At 63.1% G+C, this 23,950-nt stretch carries 20 protein-coding genes; 6 read left to right on the plus strand and 14 right to left on the minus strand.

All coding sequences use genetic code 11. The features are described from left to right. Positions 1-4 precede the first annotated feature (4 nt). The 7 genes from pqqB to I5S59_RS12305 form a co-directional block, all read right to left on the minus strand. The gene (pqqB, locus tag I5S59_RS12275) at positions 5-916 is read right to left on the minus strand and encodes a pyrroloquinoline quinone biosynthesis protein PqqB (RefSeq protein WP_128323398.1); all 912 of its coding nucleotides are present in this window, start codon (positions 914-916) and stop codon (positions 5-7) included. Positions 917-983: 67 nt separating this feature from the next. Then, the gene (gene pqqA / locus I5S59_RS12280) at positions 984-1,055 is read right to left on the minus strand and encodes a pyrroloquinoline quinone precursor peptide PqqA (protein WP_008365141.1); all 72 of its coding nucleotides are present in this window, start codon (positions 1,053-1,055) and stop codon (positions 984-986) included. Positions 1,056-1,213: 158 nt separating this feature from the next. Further along, positions 1,214-3,562 (minus strand): pyrroloquinoline quinone biosynthesis protein PqqF, encoded by a 2,349-nt coding sequence (gene pqqF, locus I5S59_RS12285; protein ID WP_197876864.1) that lies wholly within the window; start codon positions 3,560-3,562, stop codon positions 1,214-1,216. A gap of 38 nt (positions 3,563-3,600) precedes the next feature. Next, complete coding sequence (locus tag I5S59_RS12290) at positions 3,601-4,404, minus strand: carbon-nitrogen hydrolase family protein (RefSeq protein WP_197876865.1); 804 nt, start codon at positions 4,402-4,404, stop codon at positions 3,601-3,603. A 14-nt stretch (positions 4,405-4,418) separates the two neighbouring features. Next, entirely contained in the window at positions 4,419-6,101 is a 1,683-nt protein-coding gene (locus I5S59_RS12295; RefSeq protein WP_197876866.1) for a flavin monoamine oxidase family protein, read from the minus strand. Positions 6,102-6,268: 167 nt separating this feature from the next. Next, the gene (locus I5S59_RS12300; protein ID WP_128323402.1) at positions 6,269-6,730 is read right to left on the minus strand and encodes an Lrp/AsnC family transcriptional regulator; all 462 of its coding nucleotides are present in this window, start codon (positions 6,728-6,730) and stop codon (positions 6,269-6,271) included. Positions 6,731-6,912: 182 nt separating this feature from the next. Beyond that, entirely contained in the window at positions 6,913-8,706 is a 1,794-nt protein-coding gene (locus I5S59_RS12305; protein WP_197876867.1) for an alpha/beta fold hydrolase, read from the minus strand. A gap of 409 nt (positions 8,707-9,115) precedes the next feature. Between I5S59_RS12305 and kynU the strand changes: the two genes are divergently transcribed. The 6 genes from kynU (at position 9,116) to I5S59_RS12335 (ending at position 18,277) form a co-directional block, all read left to right on the plus strand. After that, positions 9,116-10,360, plus strand: coding sequence for a kynureninase (gene kynU, locus I5S59_RS12310; protein WP_197876868.1), 1,245 nt, complete (start codon positions 9,116-9,118; stop codon positions 10,358-10,360). 31 nt (positions 10,361-10,391) lie between these two features. Then, on the plus strand, positions 10,392-11,807 hold the full coding sequence (locus I5S59_RS12315) for an amino acid permease (protein ID WP_197876869.1): 1,416 nt from the start codon (positions 10,392-10,394) through the stop codon (positions 11,805-11,807). Positions 11,808-11,930: 123 nt separating this feature from the next. Next, on the plus strand, positions 11,931-13,259 hold the full coding sequence (locus tag I5S59_RS12320) for an OprD family porin (protein WP_197876870.1): 1,329 nt from the start codon (positions 11,931-11,933) through the stop codon (positions 13,257-13,259). 118 nt (positions 13,260-13,377) lie between these two features. Further along, positions 13,378-15,138 carry a hypothetical protein gene (locus I5S59_RS12325; protein WP_197876871.1) on the plus strand — a complete coding sequence of 587 codons (1,761 nt, stop codon included), beginning with the start codon at positions 13,378-13,380 and terminating at the stop codon, positions 15,136-15,138. Between the two features lie 97 nt (positions 15,139-15,235). Continuing rightward, positions 15,236-16,297 (plus strand): porin, encoded by a 1,062-nt coding sequence (locus I5S59_RS12330; protein ID WP_197876872.1) that lies wholly within the window; start codon positions 15,236-15,238, stop codon positions 16,295-16,297. 90 nt (positions 16,298-16,387) lie between these two features. After that, positions 16,388-18,277 (plus strand): methyl-accepting chemotaxis protein, encoded by a 1,890-nt coding sequence (locus I5S59_RS12335; protein ID WP_197876873.1) that lies wholly within the window; start codon positions 16,388-16,390, stop codon positions 18,275-18,277. A gap of 73 nt (positions 18,278-18,350) precedes the next feature. Here I5S59_RS12335 and I5S59_RS12340 read toward each other — a convergent pair whose 3' ends face one another. The 7 genes from I5S59_RS12340 to mhpD are packed head-to-tail and all read right to left on the minus strand — an operon-like array spanning position 18,351 to position 23,937. Then, positions 18,351-19,337, minus strand: a complete 987-nt coding sequence (locus I5S59_RS12340; protein WP_197876874.1) for an amidohydrolase family protein — start codon at positions 19,335-19,337, stop codon at positions 18,351-18,353. After that, on the minus strand, positions 19,334-19,906 hold the full coding sequence (locus I5S59_RS12345) for a 3-hydroxyanthranilate 3,4-dioxygenase (RefSeq protein WP_197876875.1): 573 nt from the start codon (positions 19,904-19,906) through the stop codon (positions 19,334-19,336). The genes I5S59_RS12340 and I5S59_RS12345 overlap by 4 nt, the downstream gene beginning before the upstream one ends. 16 nt (positions 19,907-19,922) lie before the next feature. Further along, on the minus strand, positions 19,923-20,342 hold the full coding sequence (locus tag I5S59_RS12350) for a RidA family protein (protein WP_197876876.1): 420 nt from the start codon (positions 20,340-20,342) through the stop codon (positions 19,923-19,925). Positions 20,343-20,367: 25 nt separating this feature from the next. Next, a complete protein-coding gene (locus I5S59_RS12355; protein WP_197876877.1) occupies positions 20,368-21,138 on the minus strand; it encodes a 2-keto-4-pentenoate hydratase in 771 nt (256 codons plus the stop codon). Then, positions 21,135-22,163: a 4-hydroxy-2-oxovalerate aldolase gene (gene dmpG / locus I5S59_RS12360; protein WP_197876878.1), complete on the minus strand. Its 1,029-nt coding sequence runs from the start codon at positions 22,161-22,163 to the stop codon at positions 21,135-21,137. Before dmpG ends, I5S59_RS12355 begins: the two co-directional genes overlap by 4 nt. Positions 22,164-22,174: 11 nt before the next feature. Continuing rightward, the gene (locus I5S59_RS12365) at positions 22,175-23,113 is read right to left on the minus strand and encodes an acetaldehyde dehydrogenase (acetylating) (protein WP_197876879.1); all 939 of its coding nucleotides are present in this window, start codon (positions 23,111-23,113) and stop codon (positions 22,175-22,177) included. Positions 23,114-23,124: 11 nt separating this feature from the next. Beyond that, a complete protein-coding gene (gene mhpD, locus I5S59_RS12370; protein WP_197876880.1) occupies positions 23,125-23,937 on the minus strand; it encodes a 2-keto-4-pentenoate hydratase in 813 nt (270 codons plus the stop codon). Between the last annotated feature and the right edge of the window lie 13 nt (positions 23,938-23,950).

Raw genomic sequence — 23,950 nt, forward strand, 5'->3', positions numbered from 1 at the left:
CCTGCTAGAGGGTGATGCTCATGCCGTCGAAGGCCACTTCGACGCCACGGCGATCCAGTTCGGCGCGCTCGGCCGAATCTTCATCGAGAATCGGGTTGGTGTTGTTGATGTGGATAAGCACCTTGCGTTGCGCCGGGAAGCCTTCGAGCACTTCCAGCATGCCGCCCGGGCCGTTCTGTGCCAGGTGGCCCATTTCGCGGCCGGTGCGCGTGCCGACACCACGGCGTTGCATTTCATCATCCTCCCAGAGCGTGCCGTCGACCAGCAGGCAATCGGCTTCATGCATCATCTGCAGCAGCTTGGCATCGACCTGGCCCAGGCCCGGGGCGTAGAACAGTTTGCCGCCCGTGCGCAGGTCCTCAACCATCAGCCCGAGGTTGTCGCCCGGGTGTGGGTCGAAGCGGTGCGGCGAGTAGGGCGGGGCAGCGCTGCGCAACGGGAAGGGGGTAAAGCGCAGGTTTGGGCATGCTTCGATGACGAAGCTGCCTTCCAGTTCAATGCGGTTCCACTGCAGGCCGCCATTCCAGTGGCTGAGCATGGTGAACAGCGGGAAACCGGTGCTCAGGTCCTGGTGGACCATCTCGGTGCACCAGACCTGGTGCGGGCAGCCTTCACGCAGGCTCAGCAGGCCGGTGGTGTGATCGATCTGGCTGTCGAGCAGGACGATGGCACTGATCCCGGTGTCGCGCAGGGCGCGTGCCGGCTGCATGGGCGCGAACGCTTGCAGTTGTGCGCGGATGTCCGGCGAGGCGTTGCACAGCACCCAGTGGACACCGTCATCCGACAGGGCAATCGACGATTGGGTGCGCGCGCTGGCGCGCAAGGTGCCGTCGCGAAAGCCTTTGCAGTTCTCGCAGTTGCAGTTCCACTGCGGGAATCCGCCGCCGGCGGCTGAACCTAGAATCTGGATGTACATGGCCACTCCTGCCGGGTCCTGAAATAAAAACGCCCCGGCTGACCGAGGCGTTGTACTGCAAGCAAACTCAGCGGCTTGCGAAATACATGGTCACTTCAAAGCCGATACGCAGGTCAGTGTATGCAGGTTTGGTCCACATGGGATTGCTCCTTCCGGATAGGTCTGTGGTGGGAAAGCTATTCAATTAGTCCACCCTCATGCTGAAGGGTTCCAATCGTCGAGATTGCGCTATCTTACTAAAAACTACGTACTGAATGGTTAAATCTTAGATAAACGTTGTTACATGTTCGGTAACAATTACGCGATGGTCCATCCGCCGGCTTGCGGGGCGGGGCCATTGGCCAGGCAAAACCAGCCCTGTTTCGCCTGAAGCATAGCATCGGCACATTGGCGCAACTGTGCCTCGTCAACCGCGAGAATGGCGGCCTGCAAGTGCTCTAAACGTGCTTGCGGTCGGCCCGCCAGCTGGGCCTGCCACGCCCATTCGGCGACGTCGTCATTGTTCATCGCCGCTTCGCTCATCTGTTCGGCCAGGGCCTGGCGGGCTTCATCGCTACAGCTCACGGTGGACGGCAGCGTGGCAAACAGTTCATGGATGTGGGTGATGATCTGCGCGTGACTGGCGCTTGGCGACTGAATGCCAAACAACAGGCCGCTGTAGCCTTGCAACTGGCGAAAGGCACTGAACACCGCATAACCCAGTTGCAGCTCAACACGCAGGCGCTGATAGAACGGCCCCTGAATGTGTTGCGCCAACAAGCGGGCGCAGGCTTCGCTGGTGGCTGGAACCGGACAGAACAGCAGCAGTGCCTGCTCGCTGGATGGAGGTGGCAGCATCTGCCAGCGTCGGACCGGCGCCAGCGCGGCCAATGGATGAGCGCCGGCGCGGCCGGGCACATGCTGCAGGGCACGGTTGAGTGCATGCTGTACGGGTTGGGAAAAGCCGGTGGTGAGCGCCTGCCAGCGGGCCTGGCGCCACACGGCCTGCAGGTCTTGCGGGGTCGCCGTGCCGGTGGGTAACGGCCCAGTCTGTTGCCCGGCAAGTTGCTCGGGAAGTTGCCGCAGCAATGCGCGGATGGGCATGGTTTCAGGATCGCGGGCAGGCCCTGTCATCCAGCCGCTGTCGTCGGGCATGTGCAGAAGCGCCAAGGCTTCCTCGGTCACCCTGACCACCGCTTCGGGCGCGCCGGCACAGCGCAATTGCCAGAACTGGCCGCTGGTGTCGAACTGCAGGGTAACGCCCGCGCGAATCGCGCGTTCGCGCAGCGGTTGCAAGGCGCGCTCAAGCACCTGCCCGAGTGGTTCGTGTGCTGCAGCTGCCAGGTGCCAGCGCAGGTAAACACCACCGTGCTGACGTTCGTGCGGCAGCAGCGGGCTCACCTGTACACCGTCGGGTGCAGGGCAAGGCGAAGCGTCGGCAAGGTGCTGTTCCAGCAAGGGTTCCGGGATCGGCAGATGCCAGGGCTCGGCAGGCGAAGGTGTGCACCCTTGCAGCAGGCTGTCGAGTAGCGCAACCAGTGCACGTTCGGCCTTGGCATCCAGGGCCTGGAAGGGTTTGCCAGCACTGTCCCGGCAGGCGAGTTCCAGGGCGCATGCGACCTGCTCGCGGCGCTGCTGAAGGCGAGCAAATTCCTGATTCAGTGTGTTTCGGTCGGTGTCGCGCAAGAACCGCATCCAGTCATGCAGCAGCGCCTCGACCTGGTCGTGCCGGGCGCCCTCGCTTAGCTTCAGGCGCGTGTGCAGCAAGGCTTGGCCTGCGAAGCTGTAAAGTGCAGTGCTCTCGAGTGACTGCAGCCAATCGCGCTGTCGCAGTGCGGCCAGCGCTCCGCCGGGACGTGGGTCGGTCAGCCAGGTGATCAGGTATTCAAGCGCCTGGTCGAGGCCCTCGGGCTGCTGCTCAATTGCGTGTAGCAGATCCAGTTGCAGGCCGTTCAGCGCTGCTTTCAGCGGGGCGTTGGTCAGTGCGGGCGGCTCAGCCTGTTCGACCTTTACGCCCGAGGCAATGGCCGCTGCTGCCCGACTTGCCAGTGCTTGAAGCTGTTCGAGCGGTTGCGGCCCGCTCAGGCTCAGGGTCATCTGCCCGGCCTGGTAAAAGCGCTGGTGAAAACCTTGCAAGGCGCGTTGGAAGTCACTGCTGTGCACGGGCAGGCTGTAGCGATTACCGGCGTGGAAGCCGCTCAGCGGATGCTGCCGCGAGACTTGCTGCAGCAGTGCGAATTGCGCCTGGGCCTGCGGGTTGCGTGACCAGGCGATGAACTCGGCGTGGATGACATCGCGTTCGCGCACCTGACGTGCTTGCTCGAACAGCGGTAGGGCAAGCATGTCACACAGGCGTTCCAGGCCACCGGCAAATGCTCCTTGTGGCACTTCAAAAAAATAGTCGGTGGTGCGTTCGCGGGTACTGGCGTTGACCTGGCCGCCATGGCGCTGCACATAACGCATCAGGCCATCGTCGAGACCAAAGCGCTCAGTCCCGAGAAACAGCAGGTGCTCGAGAAAGTGCGCCAGCCCCGCATAGCGTCGGGGGGCATCATGACTGCCGGCCATGACCCGCACTGCCGCAGCACAGCGCTTGAGCTGCGGAGCGTGGCGCAGGATGACCTTGAGGCCATTGTCGAGTGTGAGGTGTTGCACAGTGCTGGGCATGACGGTTCCGATGCAGCGCGAACCGTCATGCTAGCGGATTATTCACGTTCGCGCGGATCGCCATACAGCTCCGGACGCAGGTCGTGAAGGTAGGGCGTGCTGGCCCGTCCTTCGTGCACCCGTTGCAATTGCAGGTCGGCCTGCAGCAGCAGCGGGTCGCGGCCTGCCATGGCGAGAATGCTGCCATCCGGGCCGACGATGCTGCTTTGCCCGCAGTAGTGGATCTCGTCTTCGGCGCCGCAGTAGTTGGCGTAGACCAGGTAGCACTGGTTCTCGTAGGCGCGGGCCCGCACGGTCACCTGGGCAACGAAGTCGTAGGGCACCATGTTGGCCGTCGGCACCAGGATCAGTTCGGCGCCGGCCAGGGCCAGGCGGCGGGCGTTTTCCGGGAACTCGATGTCGTAGCAGATCAGCAGGCCAAGGCGCCAGCCGTTCAGCTCCACTACCGGGAAATGGTCGGGCCCTGGGCTGAACATCGCCCGGTCGAGGCCACCGAACAGGTGCGTCTTGCGGTAGTTGCACAGGCTGCTGCCATGCGCGTCGATCAACTGCACCGCATTGTAGATACGGCCGTCCTCAGCCAGCTCGGGATAGCCGTAGGCAATGGCAATGCGGTTGCTCTGTGCAATCTCGACCACGGCCATGGCCGAAGGACCGTCTTCGGCCTCTGCCAGTCGTGCCACGGCTTCACTGCCAATGTTGTACCCGGTCAGGAACATCTCCGGGCAGACCAGCAACTCAACACCGCGTGCGGCCGCCAGTTGCGCCTGCTGGTGCAGGCGCTCGAGGTTGCCGGGCACATCCAGTGGTTGCGGTGCATCTTGATACAACGCGATGCGCATGGGAGGTACTCCGCTCAATCGGCCAGGGCGATCGGTCCGATCTCGTTGAACACGTCACCTGGGCCTGGGTTGTCTGGGTGGGTATGCCCGCCGAAGTGGGTCATGATACCCCACACCGCATTGAGCGAGGTTTGTACCGCACCTTCCACCCAGGCCGGCGTCCACGACACATCATCACCGGCAATGAACATGCCGCGCTGTTCGGCAGGCATGTCCTGCTGCATGAAGTGCGCATACATACGCTGGTTGTAGCGGTAGTGGCCGGGCAGGGCACCCTTGAAGGCACCGAGGAAATGCGGGTCGGCTTCCCAGGATACGGTGATCGGGTCACCGATGATGTGCCCGGCGATGTCGACTTTCGGGTAGATCTTTTTCAGCGCATCGAGGGCCAGTTTCACGCGCTTTTCCACCGGGTGCGGGAGCATCTTCAAGGCATCGCTCATCCACGAGTAGGACAGGCAGATCACCCCCGGTTTGTCATCGCCATTGTCGAACAGGTAAGTGCCCCGGGTCAGCCGGTCGGTGAGGGTCATGCTCATCAGGTCGCGTCCGGTTTCCGGGTCTTTGTCCTTCCAGAACGGGCGGTCGACCATGACGAAGGTTTTCGACGACTGCATGTAGCGGGTGCGGTCCAGCGCCATCCACATCTTCTGCGAGAACAGTGACTCTTCGCACTCGATCTGGGTGGTCAGCAGCCAGCTTTGGCAGGTGGTCAGCACGGCGGCGTAATGCCGGGTGTCACCCCAGTTGTCGGTAACGGCCAGGCGCCCGTCGGCATCGCGGGCAATGCTCTTTACGCCCGGACGCGGCGCACCACGGTGCAATGAACTCAGGCTGGTACCGGCCGGCCAGTGCGCGCAGCGCTCCGGTACGTGGCGCCAGATACCCAGGGGCACCTGCTCCACACCGCCAACCACCAGGTGCTGGTGGTCATCGCAGTTGGTCATCACCACACGGAAGATTTCCAGCATCGAATTGGGGAAATCGGAGTCCCAGCCACCGGTGCCGAAACCGACCTGGCCGAACACTTCACGGTGCAGGAAACTGAGCTTGGCAAAGGCCTTTGAGGTGGCGACGAAGTCATAGAAGGTGCGGTCGTCCCACAGCGGCACCAAGGTGTTCCACAGTTCCTTGAGGCGTGGCACATCACGGTCACGGATGGCTTGTTGAATGTCGCCAAAACGGGCGCCATCTTCCAGCGCATCGGCCCAGGCATCGGCCACTTCCTGAAACAGCTGGGGCAGGTCCGACAGCTTCTCGGCGTAGTGGGTCTGGCCTTCCAGATCAATCACGGTGCTGCCCGAGGCGGGCGTCAGCGGGTTGGGGAAGGGCTTGGTCTGCAGGCCCAGTTTGTCCACGTAGTGGTAGAAGGCAGTGGAGGACACGGGAAAGCGCATGCCGCCCAGTTCGGCAATGATCCCGTCTGTGCCTTCGAATGCTTGTGAGCGCAGGCGCCCGCCCATTTTCGAGGCCTCGTACACCACAGGCTTGAGGCCCAGTTTCATCAACTCGTAAGCGGCCACCAGGCCGGCAATGCCGGCCCCGACAATCGCCACTTCCTCACCCTGGCGTTCGGCCGGAATGCTGCCCAGGCCGGCGGGATGCTCGATCCAGTCGTCAAAGGCAAACGGGAAGTCCGGGCCGAAAATAGTGATGGGCTTTTTGTCGTCGGCGGGGTGGCGGTTGTTCTTGTTCATAGGTGACCTTGCCAGGGCTGCGCAGGATGCGAAGCTTGAGTATAGGAAAGCGCTGGCGGTCAGTTTAGTGGCTGGTAGTTACGTAATTAAGATGCAGAGTGTCGTCGTTTTGTGGTGTTTTTGGTCGTTATGACGAGATTGCGATGCATGTTGACCGAGGTGGTCGATCAAACCGGCTGGCCGCGATCGACCTTGCTGCTGAGGATGATCGATGTGGTGGTTTTCTCGACACCGTCGACGCTGCCGATCTGATCGAGCAACTGGTCCAGCTGTTCCGGCGAGTCGCTGCGCAGCCATGCCACGTAGTCGAACTCACCGCTCACTGCACACAACTGCTGGATCTGTCCCATCGCACTGAGGCGGCGCACAACGTCCTTGCCTGAGCGTGGTTGTACGGTTATGCCCACATAGGCTTGCAGGCCACCATCAATCACGCGTTGACCCAGGCGTACACCGTAGCCGCTGATGACCTTGGTCTTCTCCAGGCGTGCCAGGCGTGAGGTCACCGTGGTGCGGGCAATGCCCAGCTGTCGCGCGAGCATGGCGACGCTTTCGCGGGCGTTGATCTGCAGCAGCGCGATCAGTTGGCGGTCGATTTCGTCGAGGGCGGCGGGGCGGGTTTCGGGCATGGAAGGTCTCAGGCGAACGCTGCCCAAGGCAGCGTATGCATCGCGTTCTGCGGTTGATTGAGCCGATTAGCCTCGCTATTCGGCTCACCAGTTGAGCCGATTGTGCTTTCTATTCGGCTCACTGTCTAACGGCAGGGCGGCGTGCTCCACGGGTAGCGTGGGGCACGCTTGAGCAGCGGCCCTCAACGCTCCATGACATAGGTACCCGGTGCCGGGCACAGGGGCGGGTACTTGCGTGAGCCGAGCTTCTTCGGCGCTGGCTGGCGGTCGCCCGAGCGCTCGCCGATCCATTCGCGCCAATGCAGCCACCAGCTGCCTTGCTGGCGTTCCCCAGCGTTCTCAAGCCAGGCTTCCGGGGTCTCGGCGGCGGCCGGTGCGGCGTAGTAGAACGACTTGGGGTTGCCCGGCGGGTTGACCAGGCTCTGCAGGTGGCCGGCGTTTGACAGCACGTAGGTGGTGTCTTCGCCAAACAGCCGGGCAGTGCCGTAGCAGCCCTGCCAAGGGGTGATATGGTCGGTGGTGCCGCCAACCACATAGGCACCGACCTTTACCTGGGTCATGTCGATGGACTCGCCGGCAATCTCCAGGGTGCCCGGGTTGCTGTAGGGGTTCTGCTGGATCAGGTCGAGGTAGTCCGCGTGCAACTGGGCGGGCAGGCGCGTGGTGTCGTTGTTCCAGGCCAGGATGTCGAAGGCAGGCGGCTTGTTGCCCAGCAGGTAGTTGTTGACCCAGTAGTTCCAGATCAGGTCGTTGGGCCGCATCCAGGCGAACATGCTGGCCATGCCCTGGCCGCTCAGCACCCCCTTGCGCCGGGAACTGGCCTTGGCTGCGCGCAGGGCGGACGGGGTGGTGAACAGCCCCAGGGTGGTGTCGTCCAGTGCCGAGGGCATATCGAGCACGCACACGGCCCAGCTGGTGTTGGCTACCTTGTGGCCTTCGCCACGGGCTGCCAGCCAGCCCAGGTAGGCGGCCAGGGTGATACCCCCGGAGCAGGAACCCCACATGTTCACATCCGGGCTGCCGGTGATCTTGCATGCCACGTCCACGGCCTGGTCGAGGCACAGCGCGTATTCGGACAAGCCCCAGTCGCGGTGCTCGCGGGTGGGGTTACGCCAGCTGATGACGAAGAGGTTCACGCCGCTGTCCTGAATCCACTTGATCAGGCTCTTTTCCGGTGCGAGGTCGATGGCGTAGTACTTGTTGATCTGCGGTGGCGACATCACCAAGGGGCGGGCATAGACATTGGCGGTGGTGGGCGCGAACTGCAACAGCTCGAACATCTCGTTGCGAAACACCACGTCGCCCTTGGCCGTGGCGATGTTTTCGCCCACCTTGAACGGCGTGCTGTCGACCTGCCGCGGCAGCCCGCGGTTGTGCAGCATGTCCTGGCCGAATTGACGGGCGCCCCTGGCCAGGCTCATTCCACCGGTGTCCACCAGCTTGCGCAGCGCCGCCGGGTTGGTCAGCGGCGAGTTGCTCGGTGCCAGGGCATCGGCCAGCAATGCCGCCACGAAGCGGGCGCGGCTCTTTTCCATCGGGGCAAGGTCGGTGGAATCGATGAAGCGGGTCAGTTCACTTTGCCCGGCCAGGTAGCTCTGCAGCAGCGCGCGCAGGAAGGCGTTGGATTGCCAGGCCGGATCGGCGAAGCGCTTGTCCTTTGGGTCCGGGGCGATGCTGGAGTTACCGCCGACGATGCCGCGCAGGGCCTTCAGGTAGCCACCCAGATGAGCACCCGCTTTGAGCGGCGATTTGCCCACGGCCTTGAGCAGGTAACCGGCCGAGCTGGCGAGGTCCGCCGCACGCACGCTGACCAGCGGATTGCCCGCCAGCGTCTGGTTGGCAGCGGTGCCGATCAGCTCCTGTTGCTGGGTATCGTCCGGAAGATTGTCACTCTTGCGAGCGCGACGTTTTCGGACGGTCGCCGAAGGGCGCTGGGTGGAAGTTGCGGTCTCGCTGGTGCGGGTGGATCTGCTCATGACGGCTCTCGTGTTTCCGGGCGCGGTATTGTTGTGCCCCGACTCTAGGGCAGCAGTGGCAACGGCAACTTCGCATCGCACGTCAGCGATTTTTCACTTCATGACAGGGAATTTGTGGACCGACGAGTTGAACGGATGGCGAGCGGAGCAGGCAGCGGTTTCTTCGGTGCACAGGCGCACCGGTCTGTTCCCTGTGGCTGTGAGCAGGATGAACACAGACCCATGTATTACCGAGTGTAATAGTCGCGCGCCTTCTTTCTATTTTTAAGTAATTCCAAGGCGGGAGTAGTATCGTCGCCACGCACTTAGGGGCGACGAACGGTACTGGCTGTGAGCGCTTGCCCGGCCTTCGTTTCGCCAGCTCGCGAGCGCCGCCCCTTTCCAGAAAAATAAATACAAGAGGCCCACAATGACCTTGTCCGCACCGCTCACCCGAGAGCATTTCGAACGTCTCGATCATGATGATCCGCTTGGTGCATCGCGTGCCCGTTTTGACCTTTCGGCCGATGAGATCTATCTCGATGGAAACTCCCTGGGGGCGATGCCAGCCCATGTGCCGGCGCGCATTGAGCAGGTGCTCAAACAGGAGTGGGCGAAGGGTCTGATCCGTTCCTGGAACGATGCCGACTGGTATCCGGCGCCACAGCGCACCGGTGGCAAGATTGCCCGGCTGGTCGGTGCGCAGGCCAACGAGGTCATAGTCGCCGATTCCACTTCCATAAACCTGTTCAAGGTGCTGGTGGCGGCTACCCGCATGCGGCCGGAGCGCAAGGTAATCCTCGGCGAGCGGGGCAACTTTCCTACCGATGTCTATGTCGCCTCCGGTGTCGCCGAGTTGACCGGTTGCGAGCTGCGCTGCGTTGAGCCTGATGATGTGCTGGCGGCGCTCAACGAAGAGGTCGCGATCCTCTCCCTGACCCATGTGAACTACAAGTCCGGGCGCCGCTACGACATGGCTGCGATCACTGCCCGTGCCCACGAAGTAGGCGCCCTGGTAGTCTGGGACCTGTGTCATTCCGCCGGTGCCATGCCGATCGATCTGAACGGTGTGCAGGCCGACTTCGCCGTCGGTTGCGGCTACAAATACCTGAACGGTGGTCCCGGCGCGCCGGCCTTCGTGTATGTCGCCGAACGCCACATCCCCCATGTGCGTCAGCCGCTGACCGGCTGGCACGGGCATGCCAAACCCTTCGATTTTACCCACGACTACGAAGCACATCCGACCATCGACCGCATGCTGGTGGGCACTGCGCCGCAACTGGGCATCCTCGCCCTGGAATCGGCGCTGGAGATGTTCGACGGCGTCGACATGCAGGTGCTGCGCAACAAAAGCGTGGCGCTGTGCGATTTGTTCATCAAGCTCTGCGACGAGCAACTGGTCGGCCTGGGCGTGGAGCTGCGCTCCCCGCGCGATGCCGCCGAGCGCGGCAGTCAGGTGTCGTTGGCGCATGCCAATGCCTATCCGGTGATGCAGGCAGTGATTGCCCGTGGGGTGATCGGCGACTTCCGCGCCCCGGACATCCTGCGCTTTGGCTTCGCCCCGCTCTACAACAGCTACGTGAACGTCTGGGACAGCGTCCAGGCGCTGCGCTCGGTTCTCGAAAGCGGCGAATGGAACGCTCCGGAGTTCATCGCCAGGAAATCGGTGACCTGATCCCTTCTTGACCAGACCTGAGCACTCGAACATGACAAAAATAACAAGCTCTTTCGATAACCTGGTCCAGCGCGAGCAGGGCCTGAAACAAAGCCTGAGCAGCGGCCAGCTGTCGATGATCGCCATCGGCGGTGCAATCGGTACCGGGCTGTTCCTCGGCAGCGGCTTCGCCATCGGTTTCGCTGGCCCCAGCGTGCTGCTGAGTTACGCCGTCGGTGCGGTGATCGCGCTGTTGCTCATGGGCTGCCTGGCGGAAATGACCGTGCGCCACCCGACCTCGGGCTCCTTCGGCTCCTTCGCCGAGTTCTACGTGGCGCCCTGGTTTGGTTTCCTGATCCGCTATGCCTACTGGGCGTCCATCGTCTTCGCAGTGGGCACCGAGATCACCGCGGCGGCCATGTACATGAAGTACTGGTTCCCGGACGTGCCGGGCGGTTACTGGATGCTCAGCTTCTCGGCGGCGCTGGTGCTGGCCAACGTGCTCAGCGTCAAGGTATTCGGCGCCATCGAGTACCTGTTCTCGTTGCTCAAGCTATGCGCCATCGTCGCTTTCATCCTGCTCGGGGCCTGGGTGGTGTATGGCGCGCCGGCGGACTCGGGCATCGGCTTCGCCAACTACACCAGCGACCGCGGCTTTTTCCCCAACGGTTACTGGGGCACTTGGGTAGCGGTCATCGTGGCGTTCTTCAGCTACCTCAGCATCGAGATGATCGCTGTGGCGGCGGGCGAGGCCAAGGACCCCAAACGTGCGGTCACCCGCGCCTTCCGAATCACGATGGTGCGCCTGGTGGTGTTCTATCTGCTGACCCTCGCGCTGGTGCTGGCGATCCTGCCCTGGGGGCAGAACAACGGCGGCCAAAGCCCGTTTGTCTTGGTCATGCACGCGACCGGCGTACCTTATGCCGGAGCGGTGTTCAACGCGGTGGTCCTGATCGCTGCGCTGTCGGCGATGAACAGCCAGCTGTACATCACTTCGCGGTTGATGTTCAGCCTGGCGCGTGCCGGTCAGGCACCGGCGCTGTTCGGCCGGGTGAGCCGTCGTGGCGTGCCGCTGCCGGCCCTGTTGCTGTCGTCGGTGGGGATCGGTCTGGGATGCCTGCTGTACCTCGCCTACCCGAAAGACGCGTTCACCCTGATGATGTCGATCGCCATGTTCGGAGCGATGTTCACATGGGCCGGGATTTTCCTCACCCATCTGTTCTTTCGCCGCTGCCACGACGCCAAGTCCCTGGAGTTCCGCTTGTGGGGCTACCCCTGGACCAGCCTGGCCGGACTGCTGCTGATGCTGGCGGTGATGCTGACCACGCTGTTCACCGAGGAGTTCGCCTTGACGCTGGTCTGCGGGGTGCCCTTCCTGCTGCTGATGGGGCTGATCTACGCGCTGCGTTATCGCAAGTCCCGTGCTGTCGACGGTGAGGCGCCCAGCCCGCTGCCGATCCGGCGCTGAGCCCAACGGCCCGGTCTGGCGATCGGGCCGCCCATTCCCTGAAGAACAAGATCCCGGGCGCTGCGGCGCCTGACGGGTTCGGCTTGCCCGCTCCTTTTGAGCACTCAGTCGTACGAGGATGTTATGCGCGTGTTCCGATCAACCCTGCTCCTGAGTCCTTGCCTGCTGGCCCTGCCGGCCTTTGCGGCAGCAGTGTCTGCCGAAGGCTGGAGCCGTGTTGTCGAGGACAGCCATCTCAGGCTGTTACTACGCAACTCGTACTTCAATCGCAGTAAAGAAGAGGGTCGTCCCGACCAGCGCGACTGGACCCAGGGCATCAACCTGGATTTTGCCTCCGGCTTCACGCCCGGCACCCTGGGGCTCGGCCTGGATGCATTCGTCTATCAAGGGCTGAAACTGGACGCCTCGGCAGGTAAAACCGGCACCCGCAACCTGCCGGTGCACGATAGTGGCGAGCCTGCCGACGAGTACGCCAAGGGCGGTGCGGCACTCAAGCTGCGGATGTCGAAGACCGAGCTCAAGATTGGCGAGCAACGCCCGGATACCCCGGTGTTCGGCGTCAGTCACTTTCGCATCGTGCCGCAGACCGCCACCGGTCTGTCCTTGCGCAGCCGCGAGCGTGACGATCTGGACCTGCAGGCTGGCCATTTCACCTCGGCCACCAGCCCGGTGACCACCAACGCCGACGGTGACCTCTGGGCGGTCATGGCCGAAGTCACCACGCCGCGTGCGAGCTATGTAGGTGGCACCTGGCAGTGGGCGCCGGGACATTCCCTGGCGCTCTACGGCTCGAAATTCGAGGACCTCTGGTACCAGGGCTACGCCAACCTCGACTCGCGCTTCCCGCTCGGCGAGGCGCGCGAAGCGGGGCTTAACCTGACGCTGTACCGCACCAGCGAGACCGGCGCTGCACGCGCCGGCGAGATCGACAACCTGACCCTGGGTGCCTCGAGCTACCTGCGCCAGGGCAATCACCGTTTCCTGCTCGGGCTACAGAAGGTCCGCGGCGACACGCCCTTCGATTACCTGGGGGTGGGCGACAACGACCGCAACGGGCGTAACGGTAACGACCAGGGCGCCTCGATCTGGCTACCGAATTCGGCCCAGTTTTCCGACTTCAACGGGCCACACGAGCGCTCCTGGCAGGTGCGCTATGACTACGCGTTCGCCGGCTGGGGCTTGCCTGGCGCCTCGATGATGGTGCGCTACGTCAAGGGCGACCAGATCGATGGCCGCGCGATTGCGCAAGGCAGTCCGTACGCCGGTCGCTACGGCGAAGACGGCTCGCACCAGGAAACCAATGTGGAGCTTCGCTACGTGCTGAGCACCGGCCCGGCCAAGGGGCTGAGCGTGCGTCTGCGCCAGGCCTGGCATCGCGCCGATGCCGAGCAGGGCTCAGGCGACCTCGACGACTTTCGGTTAATCACCGATTACCCACTGGAGATTTTCTAGCACCGATCGTGAGGCGGCCCGTTCGCGGGCTACGCGCACAAGGGAGTTGGTCGGAAGGGATTCCGAAAATTGTGGAAAACAAAGAGTGCCCCAGAGGCATCACCAAACGGAGCAAATAATGAAAACAAGGCTGATCTCTGTTAAACCCACTAAACCATTAGTACGCAGCCGTCTGGCGCTTTCGCTGGCGCTCGGGCTGATCGCCAGTGCGAGCCTGCATGCCGAAGAGCATGCGCCGATGAACATCACCGATCCACTCGTCAAACGTCTGACCGAACTGGGCCCGGAGCGTATTCCGCCGGCACCGGCACCGGGCAGCTATGGCATGGACAAGGCCACCGGCAAATTCATCTGGCCGGTAGCCACGCCCTTCTCCCATGAAGGCAAGCCATTTCCCGGCGAGCTGGATCATTGGGACACCAAGAGCTACATCAAGAACATGAAAGTGGAGGCCTACTACCCGATTGCGGTCGAGCCCTTCCACACGTGGCAGAACATTGTCGACTTCGACGGCAAGCGCTACCTCTACCAGTACGTGCGCCGCGACATGAAGATCTTCGATATCACCAATCCCAAGGACGTCAAGGTCGTGCTGTCCAAGGGCGCGCCCTGGGGGCCTGAAGGCCCGGGCAAGGAGGTCAACCCCTACCCGGCAGACGACTACTTCGGCGCCGCGTCGATCCAGTGGAACAAGAAGCTCGGCAAGAACATCATGGTGCAGTCTTTCGAGATCCGCCGCTTCGGCGTTCTGAGCGACAAGTATCGCGAGCCGGACAAGGTTGAAGCCATCCGCAAATCCAAGCACCTCAAAGGCTTCAAGGTCTACGAGATGAATGGCCCGCTGCCCCAGGACTGGAAGCTGATCGCCACCCGCACCACCGACATCGAGCATCCGGATGCGCCGATCGGCGAGCAACAAGGCTCCGGAGCACGCGATATTCCCGCCTATTTCGGCGGCGACGTGATGTACGTGGGGGCCGCACCCAGCGACAACTACGCGCTCACGGAATACCCCAACGACCTGTACAACTCCGGCTATCAGTCCTGGGACATGTCCGACCCGAGCAACCCCAAGCTGCTCGACGTGCTGACCGTGCCTGGCCAGATCATGGGCGATCCAGAGCACGAGGCAGTGTTCAAGGCCAACCCGCGCTCCGGCAACCGTGCGTCGTGGATGGGGTCGCGTGCGGCGCTGTTCATTCCCAAGCCGGTCGAGCAGGGCGGAAAATACGGTTATGCGGCCATGGGTGGCATGGGCCTGTACGTGGTCGATATCACCGATTCTGCGAACCTCAAGGTGGTCGGCCATCTCGAATTCCCGGTCAGTGTGGCCGGTACAGAAGGCGATGCCATCGATGTGAGCCAGGTGGAGAAGACCGGGCTGATCTACTTCAGCGGCTACCCGCTGACCGAGGATTGCTACGAGGCAGAGAAGCCTATTTACGCCGTGGATGTGAGCGACCCGACCAAGCCAGTCATCAAACACAAGTTGCCGCTGCCGACGCCGCCAGCCGACGCCGAGTTCACTGACTACTGCCAGCGCAAGGGCAGCTTCGGTCCGAAGCGCACTGGCTACTACACCCAGCCCGGGATATCGCGTGACGGCATCCTGCCGTTTGCCTACTACAACGCCGGTGTGCAGGTGTTCGATGTGCGTAACCCGGACAAACCGACCATCGGTGCCTACTTCGTGCCGCCGTACGACACCAAGAACGTAGTGAGCTGGGCCATGGGCAACCTTACTCACGGCACCTACACCGAGTACGACCGCAACCTGATCTGGGTCTTCACCAACCACGGCTTCTATGCACTGTCGACCCCGTTGCTGGGCGAGCCGAGCTTCACGGCGCCGACGAAGGCCTGGCCGCCTCGGGACTGAGCCAACCCCGCAAGAACAGTAATACCTAATAAGAAACCAGGCCGCGACAGCAGGGGAGTGCTGTCGCGAGCCTCTACTTGTTCTATCGGAGCATCCAATGCGTAAACTTCTACTCGCTCTGCCGCTGGTGAGCGGCTACGCCTGCGCGGACATCGCGGACCTTCAGGACGTCTCGGGCATCGACGTTATCGAGCTTTCCGGGGTCATTGACGTCAACTACGAGGTGGCCAAGTCCGGTGGTCACACCGAGGAGCGTGCCAATGGCGGGGGCTTGAGCGCCAACCGCCTGGAACTGCATATGCAGGAAGCGGTCACCGACGACCTGTCGCTTAACTGGATCTATCAGGCGCAGTACAACCCGCATTCTGATGACGACATCGGCAAGCGCGAGACCTATTTCGAGGTCATTTCCAAGAACTGGGGAACGCTGAGCGCAGGCCGCCGGGATACCCCCTCCGCCAACGCTTACGGTTACGCCGACCCGTTGTACAACAACGACTACAGCCTGATCAGTAACGTCATGGTGTTCTACGCGCCGTGGCGTGAAGACGGTCTGCTGATGTACATCAGCCCGCGAATCAACGGTTTCGAATTCCGCGGCGGCGTCAGCGAAGGTGAGGACGATGGCAGCCGCGACGGGCAGGTCATCAGCGTCGCGGTGGATCGCTGGACCGACAGTCCCTGGTATTACTCGGCGGCCGTGGACCGCAAGTACCAGCGCAACCTGTGGGACAAGCACACCATGGAGCAGTCCACCGACGCCTACCTGACCGTGGTGTACAGCATGGGCAAGACGGATCTCTCGGCGGTCTACCACCGCTACGTGGGTTACTACGCCTACGCCCCCTGGGTGGATTTCGCCTCCAACGGCAACGACCTGCAACTGGGCATGCGCCACAACTTCGGTAACAAACACAATGCCACCGTGAGCCTCCTCTTCAAGGACGACCGCAAGGATGAAGCGTTGAGCGACGCCGCAGCGATCAGCCTCGGCTACATCTACAACTACGCCAAGAACATCGATCTCTACGGGGTTTACGCCTACATCCATCACACCCGTGACAGCGAGGTCCGCTATCCGGTCAGCTGGAGCCTGGACAGCCCGCTGCCGAACGAGAACCCGCAAGGCATGCAGCTCGGTGTACGCATCAAGTTTTAAAGCCCTGCCTCCCCGGTAAGCACCGGGGAGGTGCCTTTTTCCGGGCTGGGCGGCCGCACGAGCGTCCAGCCTTCTGACCGGAAGCCTCCCATGACCCGCTCCTTCGGCTTTGGCAGCAAGCTGCTGCTGGCCACCTCACTGCTGGTGATCGCCAGTTTCAGTGCATTCACCCTTTACAACGATTCACGCCTGCAAAGCGCACTCGGTGGCACTCTGCAGAGCCAAGTGCAAAATGCCGCCCGGCAGGCGGCCAACACCGTGCAGCACTGGCTGGGCGGGCGCCAGGCACTGATCGAGCAAGCCGCGCAGGGCATTGTTCAACAAGGCGTCGAGCAGGATGCCAGCAAGAACCTGGCCCTGCAGATAATCCGCGACAGTTTCGCCTATGCCTATCTCGGGCGCGCCGATGGCACGTTCCAGATGTCGACGGACGATCCACCTCCCGAGGGTTACGACCCGCGTCTGCGCCCCTGGTATCAGGCGGCCCGGGATAGCCGGGGCACGGTGGTCACCGAGCCTTATCGGGATGCAACGGACAGCCAGCTGATGCTGACCATCGCCGTGCCGGTCTGGCAACAAGAGCAACTGCAGGGTGTGGTGGCTGGCGACCTGAGCCTGGGCACCCTGGTGAAAATCATTAACGCGCTGGATTTCGACGGCATCGGCTACGCCTTCCTGGTCAGCGCCGACGGCAAGGTGCTGGTGCATCCGGAGCAGGACAAGGTGATGAAGAACCTGCGTGACCTTTACCCGCAAGATGCCCTGTCACCGAACGCCGATTTCAGCGAAGTCGAGTCCGCCGAAGGCACGCGCATTCTGACCTTCGCGCCAGTACGTGGCTTGCCGACGGTGGATTGGTACGTGGGTATCTCGATGGACAAGGGCAAGGCCTACGCCATGCTCAGTGAGTTCCGCACCTCGGCGCTGTTCGCCACGCTGGTCGCCGTGGTCTGCATCATCCTCTTGCTGAGCATGCTGATCCGCGTGCTGATGCGGCCGCTGCACACGATGCGCCGCGCCATGCATGACATCGCCCAGGGCGAGGGCGATCTCACCAAGCGTCTGGCGATGCAGGCCAGAGATGAATTTGGCGAGCTGGCCGAGGCTTTCAATCGTTTCGTCGAGCGTATCCACGGCTCGATTCGCGAGGTGTCCTCAGCGACCCGCCAGCTTAACGACGTGGCCAAGCTGGTGGTCGATACCTCTAACGCGTCGATGGTCAATTCCGCCAAGCAGGCCAATCGCACCAGCAACGTCGCTGCGGCGATCAACGAACTGGTTGCCGCCGCCCAGGAAATCGCCCGCAACGCTGCCGACGCCTCGTATCAGGCCTCCGACGCCCGCCATCAGGCCGAAGACGGCCGGCACGTGGTTGAACGCACCCTCGCGGCAATGAACGAACTGTCGGCGAAAATCAGCACGTCCTGCGCGAACATCGAGCAGCTCAACAGCAAGACGGAGAACATCGGCCAGATCCTTGAGGTGATCAAAGGTATCTCTGAGCAGACCAACCTGCTGGCACTCAATGCCGCCATCGAAGCTGCCCGCGCCGGCGAGGCCGGTCGTGGTTTCGCTGTCGTCGCGGATGAGGTGCGCGGCCTGGCGCAACGCACCCGGCAGTCGGCGCAGGAGATTCACTCGATGATCAATGCCCTGCAGGTCGGTGCAGGCGAGGCGGTCGCGACCATGGTCGAGAGTCAGCGCTACAGCGAGCAGAGTGTGGAGATCGGCAACAAGGCTGGCGAGCGCCTGGCCAATGTGACCCGGCACATCGTCGAGATCGATGCCATGAACCAGTCGGTAGCCACCGCCACCGAGGAGCAGACTGCCGTGGTCGATTCGTTGAACCTGGACATCAGCGAAATCACCACCCTCAACCTGGATGGTGTGGAGAATCTGCGTACCACCCTGGGTGCCTGCGCCGACCTGGAGCGCCAGGCCAGGCGCCTGCAGCAACTGGTAGGCAGCTTCCGGGTCTGAGGCCGCGCATAAAAAAAGCCCATATCCGATCGTGGATATGGGCCCAATGGCCAAGTGGCCTAACCAAAGTAGATCAGAGACTGAAAAACTCTCGGGCGTTGCCGGCGACAATGCGCTGCTTGTCGCTATCAGACAGTGCCGGGTGTTCCAGCACGCCTGCGCCGATTTGCTGCTCTCCCAGTGGAAACGGCGCATCGGAGCCGAGCATCACGCGGTCGGCCCCCATCACATCCACCAGCAGCTTGAGCGAGCCCGGGTCGAACACGGCGGAGTCGACATAGAATCGCTTGACGTAGCTGGAGGGCAGGTTGGGGCAGTCTTCGCGAACGATGTCACGGTGGCGCCAGGCGTTGTCGACACGGCCAAGCAGGAAGGCGAAGCCGCCACCGCCATGGGCAAAGCACAGGCGCAGGGACTTGGGCAGGGTTTCGAAGGCGCCGGAGAGAATCAGCGAGAGGATGCCGAGCTGGGTTTCCGCCGGCATGGCGACCAGCCAGGGCAGCATCCATTTCTTCATGCGGTCGTGGCCCATCATGTCCCAGGGGTGGACCAGCAGCGGGATGCCTTCGTTGGCGCAATGGTGCAGGAAGGTCACCAGGCCATCGTGGTCCAGGTCGTTGTTACCGACATGGTTGCCGATCTGCACACCGATGTGACCGCAGGCCTTGGCGCGGCTGGCTTCGCGGCAGGCCGCGTCGATGTCCTGCAGGGGAACCTGGGCCAGTACCTTGAGGCGGTCCGGGGCATGGGCAGCCATTTCCACCGCGCGGTCGTTCATCAGTTGCGCCCAGGGGAGGGCGCGTTCAATGGGCTGGTCGTAGCCGAACATAACGGGTGTAGCGCACATGACCTGGACAGCCAGGCCCTGCTCGTCCAGGTGCTCGAGGCGGCGCACCGGGTCCCAGAGCACGTCATGCACCGGGCGAAACGGCTTGTCGCCAAGCATGATCTGGCCCTGACGGCCGTCAGTGTGCAGCCAGGGGGCGCGTTCGGGACTCAGAAGAGCGGCTTCGCTCTGGCTGATTTTGGGGAAAAAATGGGAGTGGATGTCTATTTTCATACCGGGTGGAACTCACTCAGGGTCTGGTGCCAGGTCTGCCAGTCACGGCCGGGGTGGATTTCGCCGCACTCGGTGCAGCGGCGCTCGTCCTCGCTGGTGGCATAGAAGCGCTCGTACACCGGTGGCAGGTCGGCAACGATGCTTTCCAGCTGCATCGTGTAGCGCTGGATCACTGTGCCGCAGCGCGCGCACGACCATTGCAGGGCGTCGTGCAGGCCCGCCGGGCGCTGGCGCTCGATGACCAGGCAAAGGCTGCCGGGTTCCGGGCGCTGCGGTGAGTGAATGACGTGCGGCGCCATCAAGTAGATGTCGCCTTCCTTCAGGTCCACACGCTCGTAACGGCCGCAGTCCCAGATGTTCAGGTAGGCGTTACCCTTGAACTGGTAGAAGAACTCTTCCACCGGGTCGTCGTGGAAGTCGGTGCGCTGGTTGGGGCCGCCGACCACGGTGACCATGAAGTCGCTGTCCTGCCAGATCTGCTGGTTACCCACCGGTGGTTTGAGCAGATGGGCGTGGTCTTCGATCCAGCGATTGAAGTTGAGCGGCGGGCTGAAGCGGTGCTTGTCCATTATTATTCTCTCAGCGTTAGCGGGGCGCGTAGGCGACGGCCTTGATCTCGATGCGCAGGTGCGGATGTGGCAGTTGGTGTACGGCGACCGTGGTGCGGGTCGGCCCGGTTTCGTCGAAGTACTCGGCATAGACCTGGTTGTAGCCGCCGAAGTCGTTGATATCGACCAGGAAGGTACTGATCTCCACCAGGTCGGCGAGGCTGGCGTTCTCGCTGGCGAGAATGTCGCGGATGTTCTCGATCACTGCACGGGTTTGTGCGCGGATGTCCAGGTTGGTGGTGCCCATTTCATCCACTTCAACGCCGACGAAGCTGTTGTCCGGGCGGCGCGAGCTGGTGCCTGAGACGAACAGAAAGTCACCGGCGCGCTTGATGTGAGGGAAGCGGCCGCGGGGCTTGGCCTTGCCGGCGACGACGGTTGCGCGGTTATCACTCATGATGCTTTTCCTTTTTGGGTTCGGGTCAGGAGCGCACGCTGAAGCTGCTTTCGCCCAGACCCTGAATTTCGACGCTGACATGCACACCCGGGCGCAGTGCTTCGGCGGCGGTGGCGGCACCGGCCATCACCAGGCTGCCGGCCGGCAGCACCCGTTCGGCGTCATGCAGCAGGCGCGAGGCCTGCACCAGGCTACGCAGTGGCTGGCCGAGAATCGCGGCAGTAGAGCCGACCTGTACTGCGCGGCCGTCCAGGCGCATCACCACGCCGGCATTGGCCAACGCGGAGAAATCTCGCGACCAGGGGCCGACAGTCAGGCCGGAAGAGGAGCAGTTGTCCGCCACCACGTCTTCCAGGCTGAACTTGAAGGCCTGGTAACGTGAGTCGATGATTTCCAGCGCTGGCGCCACCGCCTCCACGTAGTCCGCTGCTTCCAGGAGGGTCAGCGGGCGGTCGATGTCCCGACGGGTGAGGAAACAGACCTCGGGCTCGACGCGTGGGTGGATGTAGCGCGCCAGGTCGACCAGGCCGCCATCCTCTTCCAGCATGGCATCGGTGAGCCAGCCCCAGATCAGGCTGTCGACACCCATCTGGATCATCTTGGCGCGGCTCGTGAAACCCAGCTTGATACCGATGCAGTGTTCGCCGTCGTCGTAGCGGCGCTGCATGGCAGCGCGCTGGATGAGGTAGGCGTCGTCCAGCGAGAAGGGACTTTCGACGCTGAATTGGGCCAGCGGCCGGGCATGGCGTGCTGCTTGGTCGAGCGCGGTGGCAATGCGGGTGATGTCGGTACTCATGGGCGGTTCTCCGGGCGCTGGGCCAACAGGTCGAGGGCGACGTCGACGATCATGTCTTCCTGGCCGCCGACCATGCGGCGCTTGCCCAGTTCGACGAGGATATCGAGGGTCTTCAGGCCGTACTTGGCGGCGGCCACTTCGGCGTGGCGCAGGAAGCTGGAGTAGACACCGGCATAACCGAGGCCCAGGGTTTCGCGGTCGACGCGTACCGGGCGGTCCTGCAGCGGACGGACGATGTCATCGGCTGCATCCATCAGGGTGTAGAGGTCGGTACCGTGGTTCCAGCCCATGCGCTCGGCAGCGGCGATGAACACTTCCAGCGGCGCGTTACCGGCACCGGCGCCCATCCCGGCCAGGCTGGCGTCGATGCGATCACAGCCCTCTTCCACGGCGGCAATCGAGTTGGCCACGCCGAGGCTGAGGTTGTGGTGCGCGTGCATGCCCACCTGGGTTTCCGGCTTGAGCACCGCCTTGAACGCGCGCATGCGGTCACGGATGTCCTGCATGTTCATTGCGCCGCCAGAGTCGGCCATGTAGATGCAGGTGGCGCCGTAGCTTTCCATCAACTTGCCCTGGGCGGCCAGCTGCTCGGCCGGGATCATGTGGCTCATCATCAAAAAGCCGACGGTGTCCATGCCCAGCTCGCGGGCGTATTCGATGTGCTGCTTCGACACGTCGGCTTCGGTGCAGTGCGTGGCCACGCGTACCACCCGCGCACCGGCGTTGTAGGCAGCCTTGAGGTCATGCACCGAGCCGATGCCGGGCAGCAACAAGGTGGCGATCTGCGCATGCTCGATGACGTCGGCCACGGCCTCGATGTACTCAAGGTCGGTGTGCTTGCCAAAGCCGTAGTTGAAGCTAGAGCCCTGCAGGCCGTCGCCATGGGCGACTTCGATCGAATCGACCCTGGCCTTGTCCAGCGCGCGGGCAATGTCCTGCACGTTCTGGATCGAGTACTGGTGGCGAATGGCATGGCTGCCGTCGCGCAGGGTGACATCGGAGATATAGATTTTCTTACCGTTCATGGGCGGGGTCCTCAGCCGTTGAGCATCGACAGCGCCATGCGCTCGGCGGTGGCCAAGGCAGCGGAGGTCATGATGTCGAGGTTGCCGGCATACGCTGGCAGGTAGTGGGCAGCGCCTTCGACCTCGAGGAACACCGAGGTCTTCAGGCCCGAGAAGCGGCCGTGGCCTGGAATGTTCAGCGGTGCATCCTCGGGGATCACGTCGAACTGCACCTTTTGCTTGAGGCGGTAGCCCGGCACATAGGCCTGCACAGCGGCGGCCATTTCTTCGATGGAGGCTTCGACCTTGGCCTGGTCGGCGGCTTCGGAGAGCACGAACACCGTGTCACGCATCATCAACGGCGGCTCGGCCGGGTTCATGACGATGATCGCCTTGCCCTTGGCCGCACCACCGATCACTTCGATGGCCTTGCTGGTGGTTTCGGTGAACTCATCGATGTTGGCGCGGGTACCGGGACCGGCGGATTTGCTCGCAATCGAGGCAATGATCTCGGCGTAATGCACCTTGGCCACGCGCGACACCGCCGCCACCATCGGGATGGTTGCCTGGCCGCCGCAGGTGACCATGTTGACGTTCAGCTGGCCGAGGTTCTGCTCCAGGTTGACCACCGGTACACAGTACGGGCCGATGGCTGCCGGGGTCAGGTCGATCAGGCGGATACCCGGTTTGACCGAACGCAGGAACGCGTCGTTCTTGACGTGGGCGCCGGCGCTGGTGGCATCGAAAACGAAGTCGATGTCAGCAAACGCTGGCAGACGGGTCAGGCCTTCTACGCCTTCGTGGGTCGTGGCCACGCCCCTCCGTGCAGCCCGTGCCAGGCCATCGGACGCCGGGTCGATACCGACCATCGCCGACATTTCCAGGTGCTGCGCGTTACGCAGGATCTTGATCATCAGGTCGGTGCCGATGTTGCCGGAGCCGATGATGGCAACCTTGAGTTTCTTGCTCATGGGGGCTCCTGTTAATCGCGGTTGGCAAAGGCGGCGCTGACGCTGCCCAGGCCCTGGATGTGGGCGGTGAAATGGTCACCCGGATTGGCTGCGACCATCGGGCCGAGCGCGCCGGTAAGCAAGATGTCGCCGGCGCGCAGCGGCTCGCCGAGGCGGGCCATGGTATCGGCGAGCCAGACGGCAGCGTTCAGCGGATTGCCCAGGCAGGCTGCCCCGGCGCCAACCGACACCGGCTCTCCGCGCAGGGTCATGCTCATGCCACAGTTCACCAGGTCCAGCTGATCCAGCTTCACTGGGCGGGTGCCGAGCACGAAAAGGCCGGACGACGCGTTGTCGGCGATGGTGTCGACCAGCCGGATGTCCCAGTTGGCGATGCGGCTGCCGACCACTTCGATTGCCGGCAGGGCGAAAGCGGTGGCGCGCAGAAGGTCGGCCACTGTGTGGCGCTCGTGGGGCAGGTCGTGTTCCAGCACCAGGGCGATCTCTGCCTCGACCTTGGGCTGGGCGCAGTCTGCCCAGGCGATCGGCTGGCCATCGCCGCGGGCCATGTCGGCAAGCAGCAGGCCGAAATCCGGTTGGTCGACGCCCAGCTGGGCTTGCACCGCCGGGCTGGTCAGGCCGATCTTGCGGCCCACCGGGCGGCGCCCGGCAGCCACTGCGAGCTGGTTGTTGTGGCGCTGCACGGCGTAGGCCAGGGCCATCACCTGGGCATTCGGGTCGTCGGCCTGGGCGGCGGCGATCAGATCACGCACCGGCGGACAGGGTTGGCCACTCAGTTGCGCCTGGTGCAGGCGTTCAGCGGCCGTGAGGAGGGCGGCATGCATGGAAGTACTCCTG

Source organism: Pseudomonas alkylphenolica (assembly GCF_016009175.1).
Classification (GTDB): domain Bacteria; phylum Pseudomonadota; class Gammaproteobacteria; order Pseudomonadales; family Pseudomonadaceae; genus Aquipseudomonas; species Aquipseudomonas alkylphenolica_B.

Bases quoted from the DNA above. Each gene is read 5' to 3' on its own strand.
- I5S59_RS12330 (WP_197876872.1), top strand. From the start codon at position 15,236: ATGCGTAAACTTCTACTCGCTCTGCCGCTGGTGAGCGGCTACGCCTGC.
- mhpD (WP_197876880.1), bottom strand. From the start codon at position 23,937: ATGCATGCCGCCCTCCTCACGGCCGCTGAACGCCTGCACCAGGCGCAA.
- I5S59_RS12320 (WP_197876870.1), top strand. From the start codon at position 11,931: ATGCGCGTGTTCCGATCAACCCTGCTCCTGAGTCCTTGCCTGCTGGCC.
- I5S59_RS12325 (WP_197876871.1), top strand. From the start codon at position 13,378: ATGAAAACAAGGCTGATCTCTGTTAAACCCACTAAACCATTAGTACGC.
- I5S59_RS12290 (WP_197876865.1), bottom strand. From the start codon at position 4,404: ATGCGCATCGCGTTGTATCAAGATGCACCGCAACCACTGGATGTGCCC.
- I5S59_RS12295 (WP_197876866.1), bottom strand. From the start codon at position 6,101: ATGAACAAGAACAACCGCCACCCCGCCGACGACAAAAAGCCCATCACT.
- kynU (WP_197876868.1), top strand. From the start codon at position 9,116: ATGACCTTGTCCGCACCGCTCACCCGAGAGCATTTCGAACGTCTCGAT.
- pqqB (WP_128323398.1), bottom strand. From the start codon at position 916: ATGTACATCCAGATTCTAGGTTCAGCCGCCGGCGGCGGATTCCCGCAG.
- I5S59_RS12345 (WP_197876875.1), bottom strand. From the start codon at position 19,906: ATGGACAAGCACCGCTTCAGCCCGCCGCTCAACTTCAATCGCTGGATC.
- I5S59_RS12315 (WP_197876869.1), top strand. From the start codon at position 10,392: ATGACAAAAATAACAAGCTCTTTCGATAACCTGGTCCAGCGCGAGCAG.
- I5S59_RS12365 (WP_197876879.1), bottom strand. From the start codon at position 23,113: ATGAGCAAGAAACTCAAGGTTGCCATCATCGGCTCCGGCAACATCGGC.
- I5S59_RS12300 (WP_128323402.1), bottom strand. From the start codon at position 6,730: ATGCCCGAAACCCGCCCCGCCGCCCTCGACGAAATCGACCGCCAACTG.
- I5S59_RS12340 (WP_197876874.1), bottom strand. From the start codon at position 19,337: ATGAAAATAGACATCCACTCCCATTTTTTCCCCAAAATCAGCCAGAGC.
- I5S59_RS12355 (WP_197876877.1), bottom strand. From the start codon at position 21,138: ATGAGTACCGACATCACCCGCATTGCCACCGCGCTCGACCAAGCAGCA.
- dmpG (WP_197876878.1), bottom strand. From the start codon at position 22,163: ATGAACGGTAAGAAAATCTATATCTCCGATGTCACCCTGCGCGACGGC.
- pqqF (WP_197876864.1), bottom strand. From the start codon at position 3,562: ATGCCCAGCACTGTGCAACACCTCACACTCGACAATGGCCTCAAGGTC.
- I5S59_RS12350 (WP_197876876.1), bottom strand. From the start codon at position 20,342: ATGAGTGATAACCGCGCAACCGTCGTCGCCGGCAAGGCCAAGCCCCGC.
- I5S59_RS12305 (WP_197876867.1), bottom strand. From the start codon at position 8,706: ATGAGCAGATCCACCCGCACCAGCGAGACCGCAACTTCCACCCAGCGC.
- I5S59_RS12335 (WP_197876873.1), top strand. From the start codon at position 16,388: ATGACCCGCTCCTTCGGCTTTGGCAGCAAGCTGCTGCTGGCCACCTCA.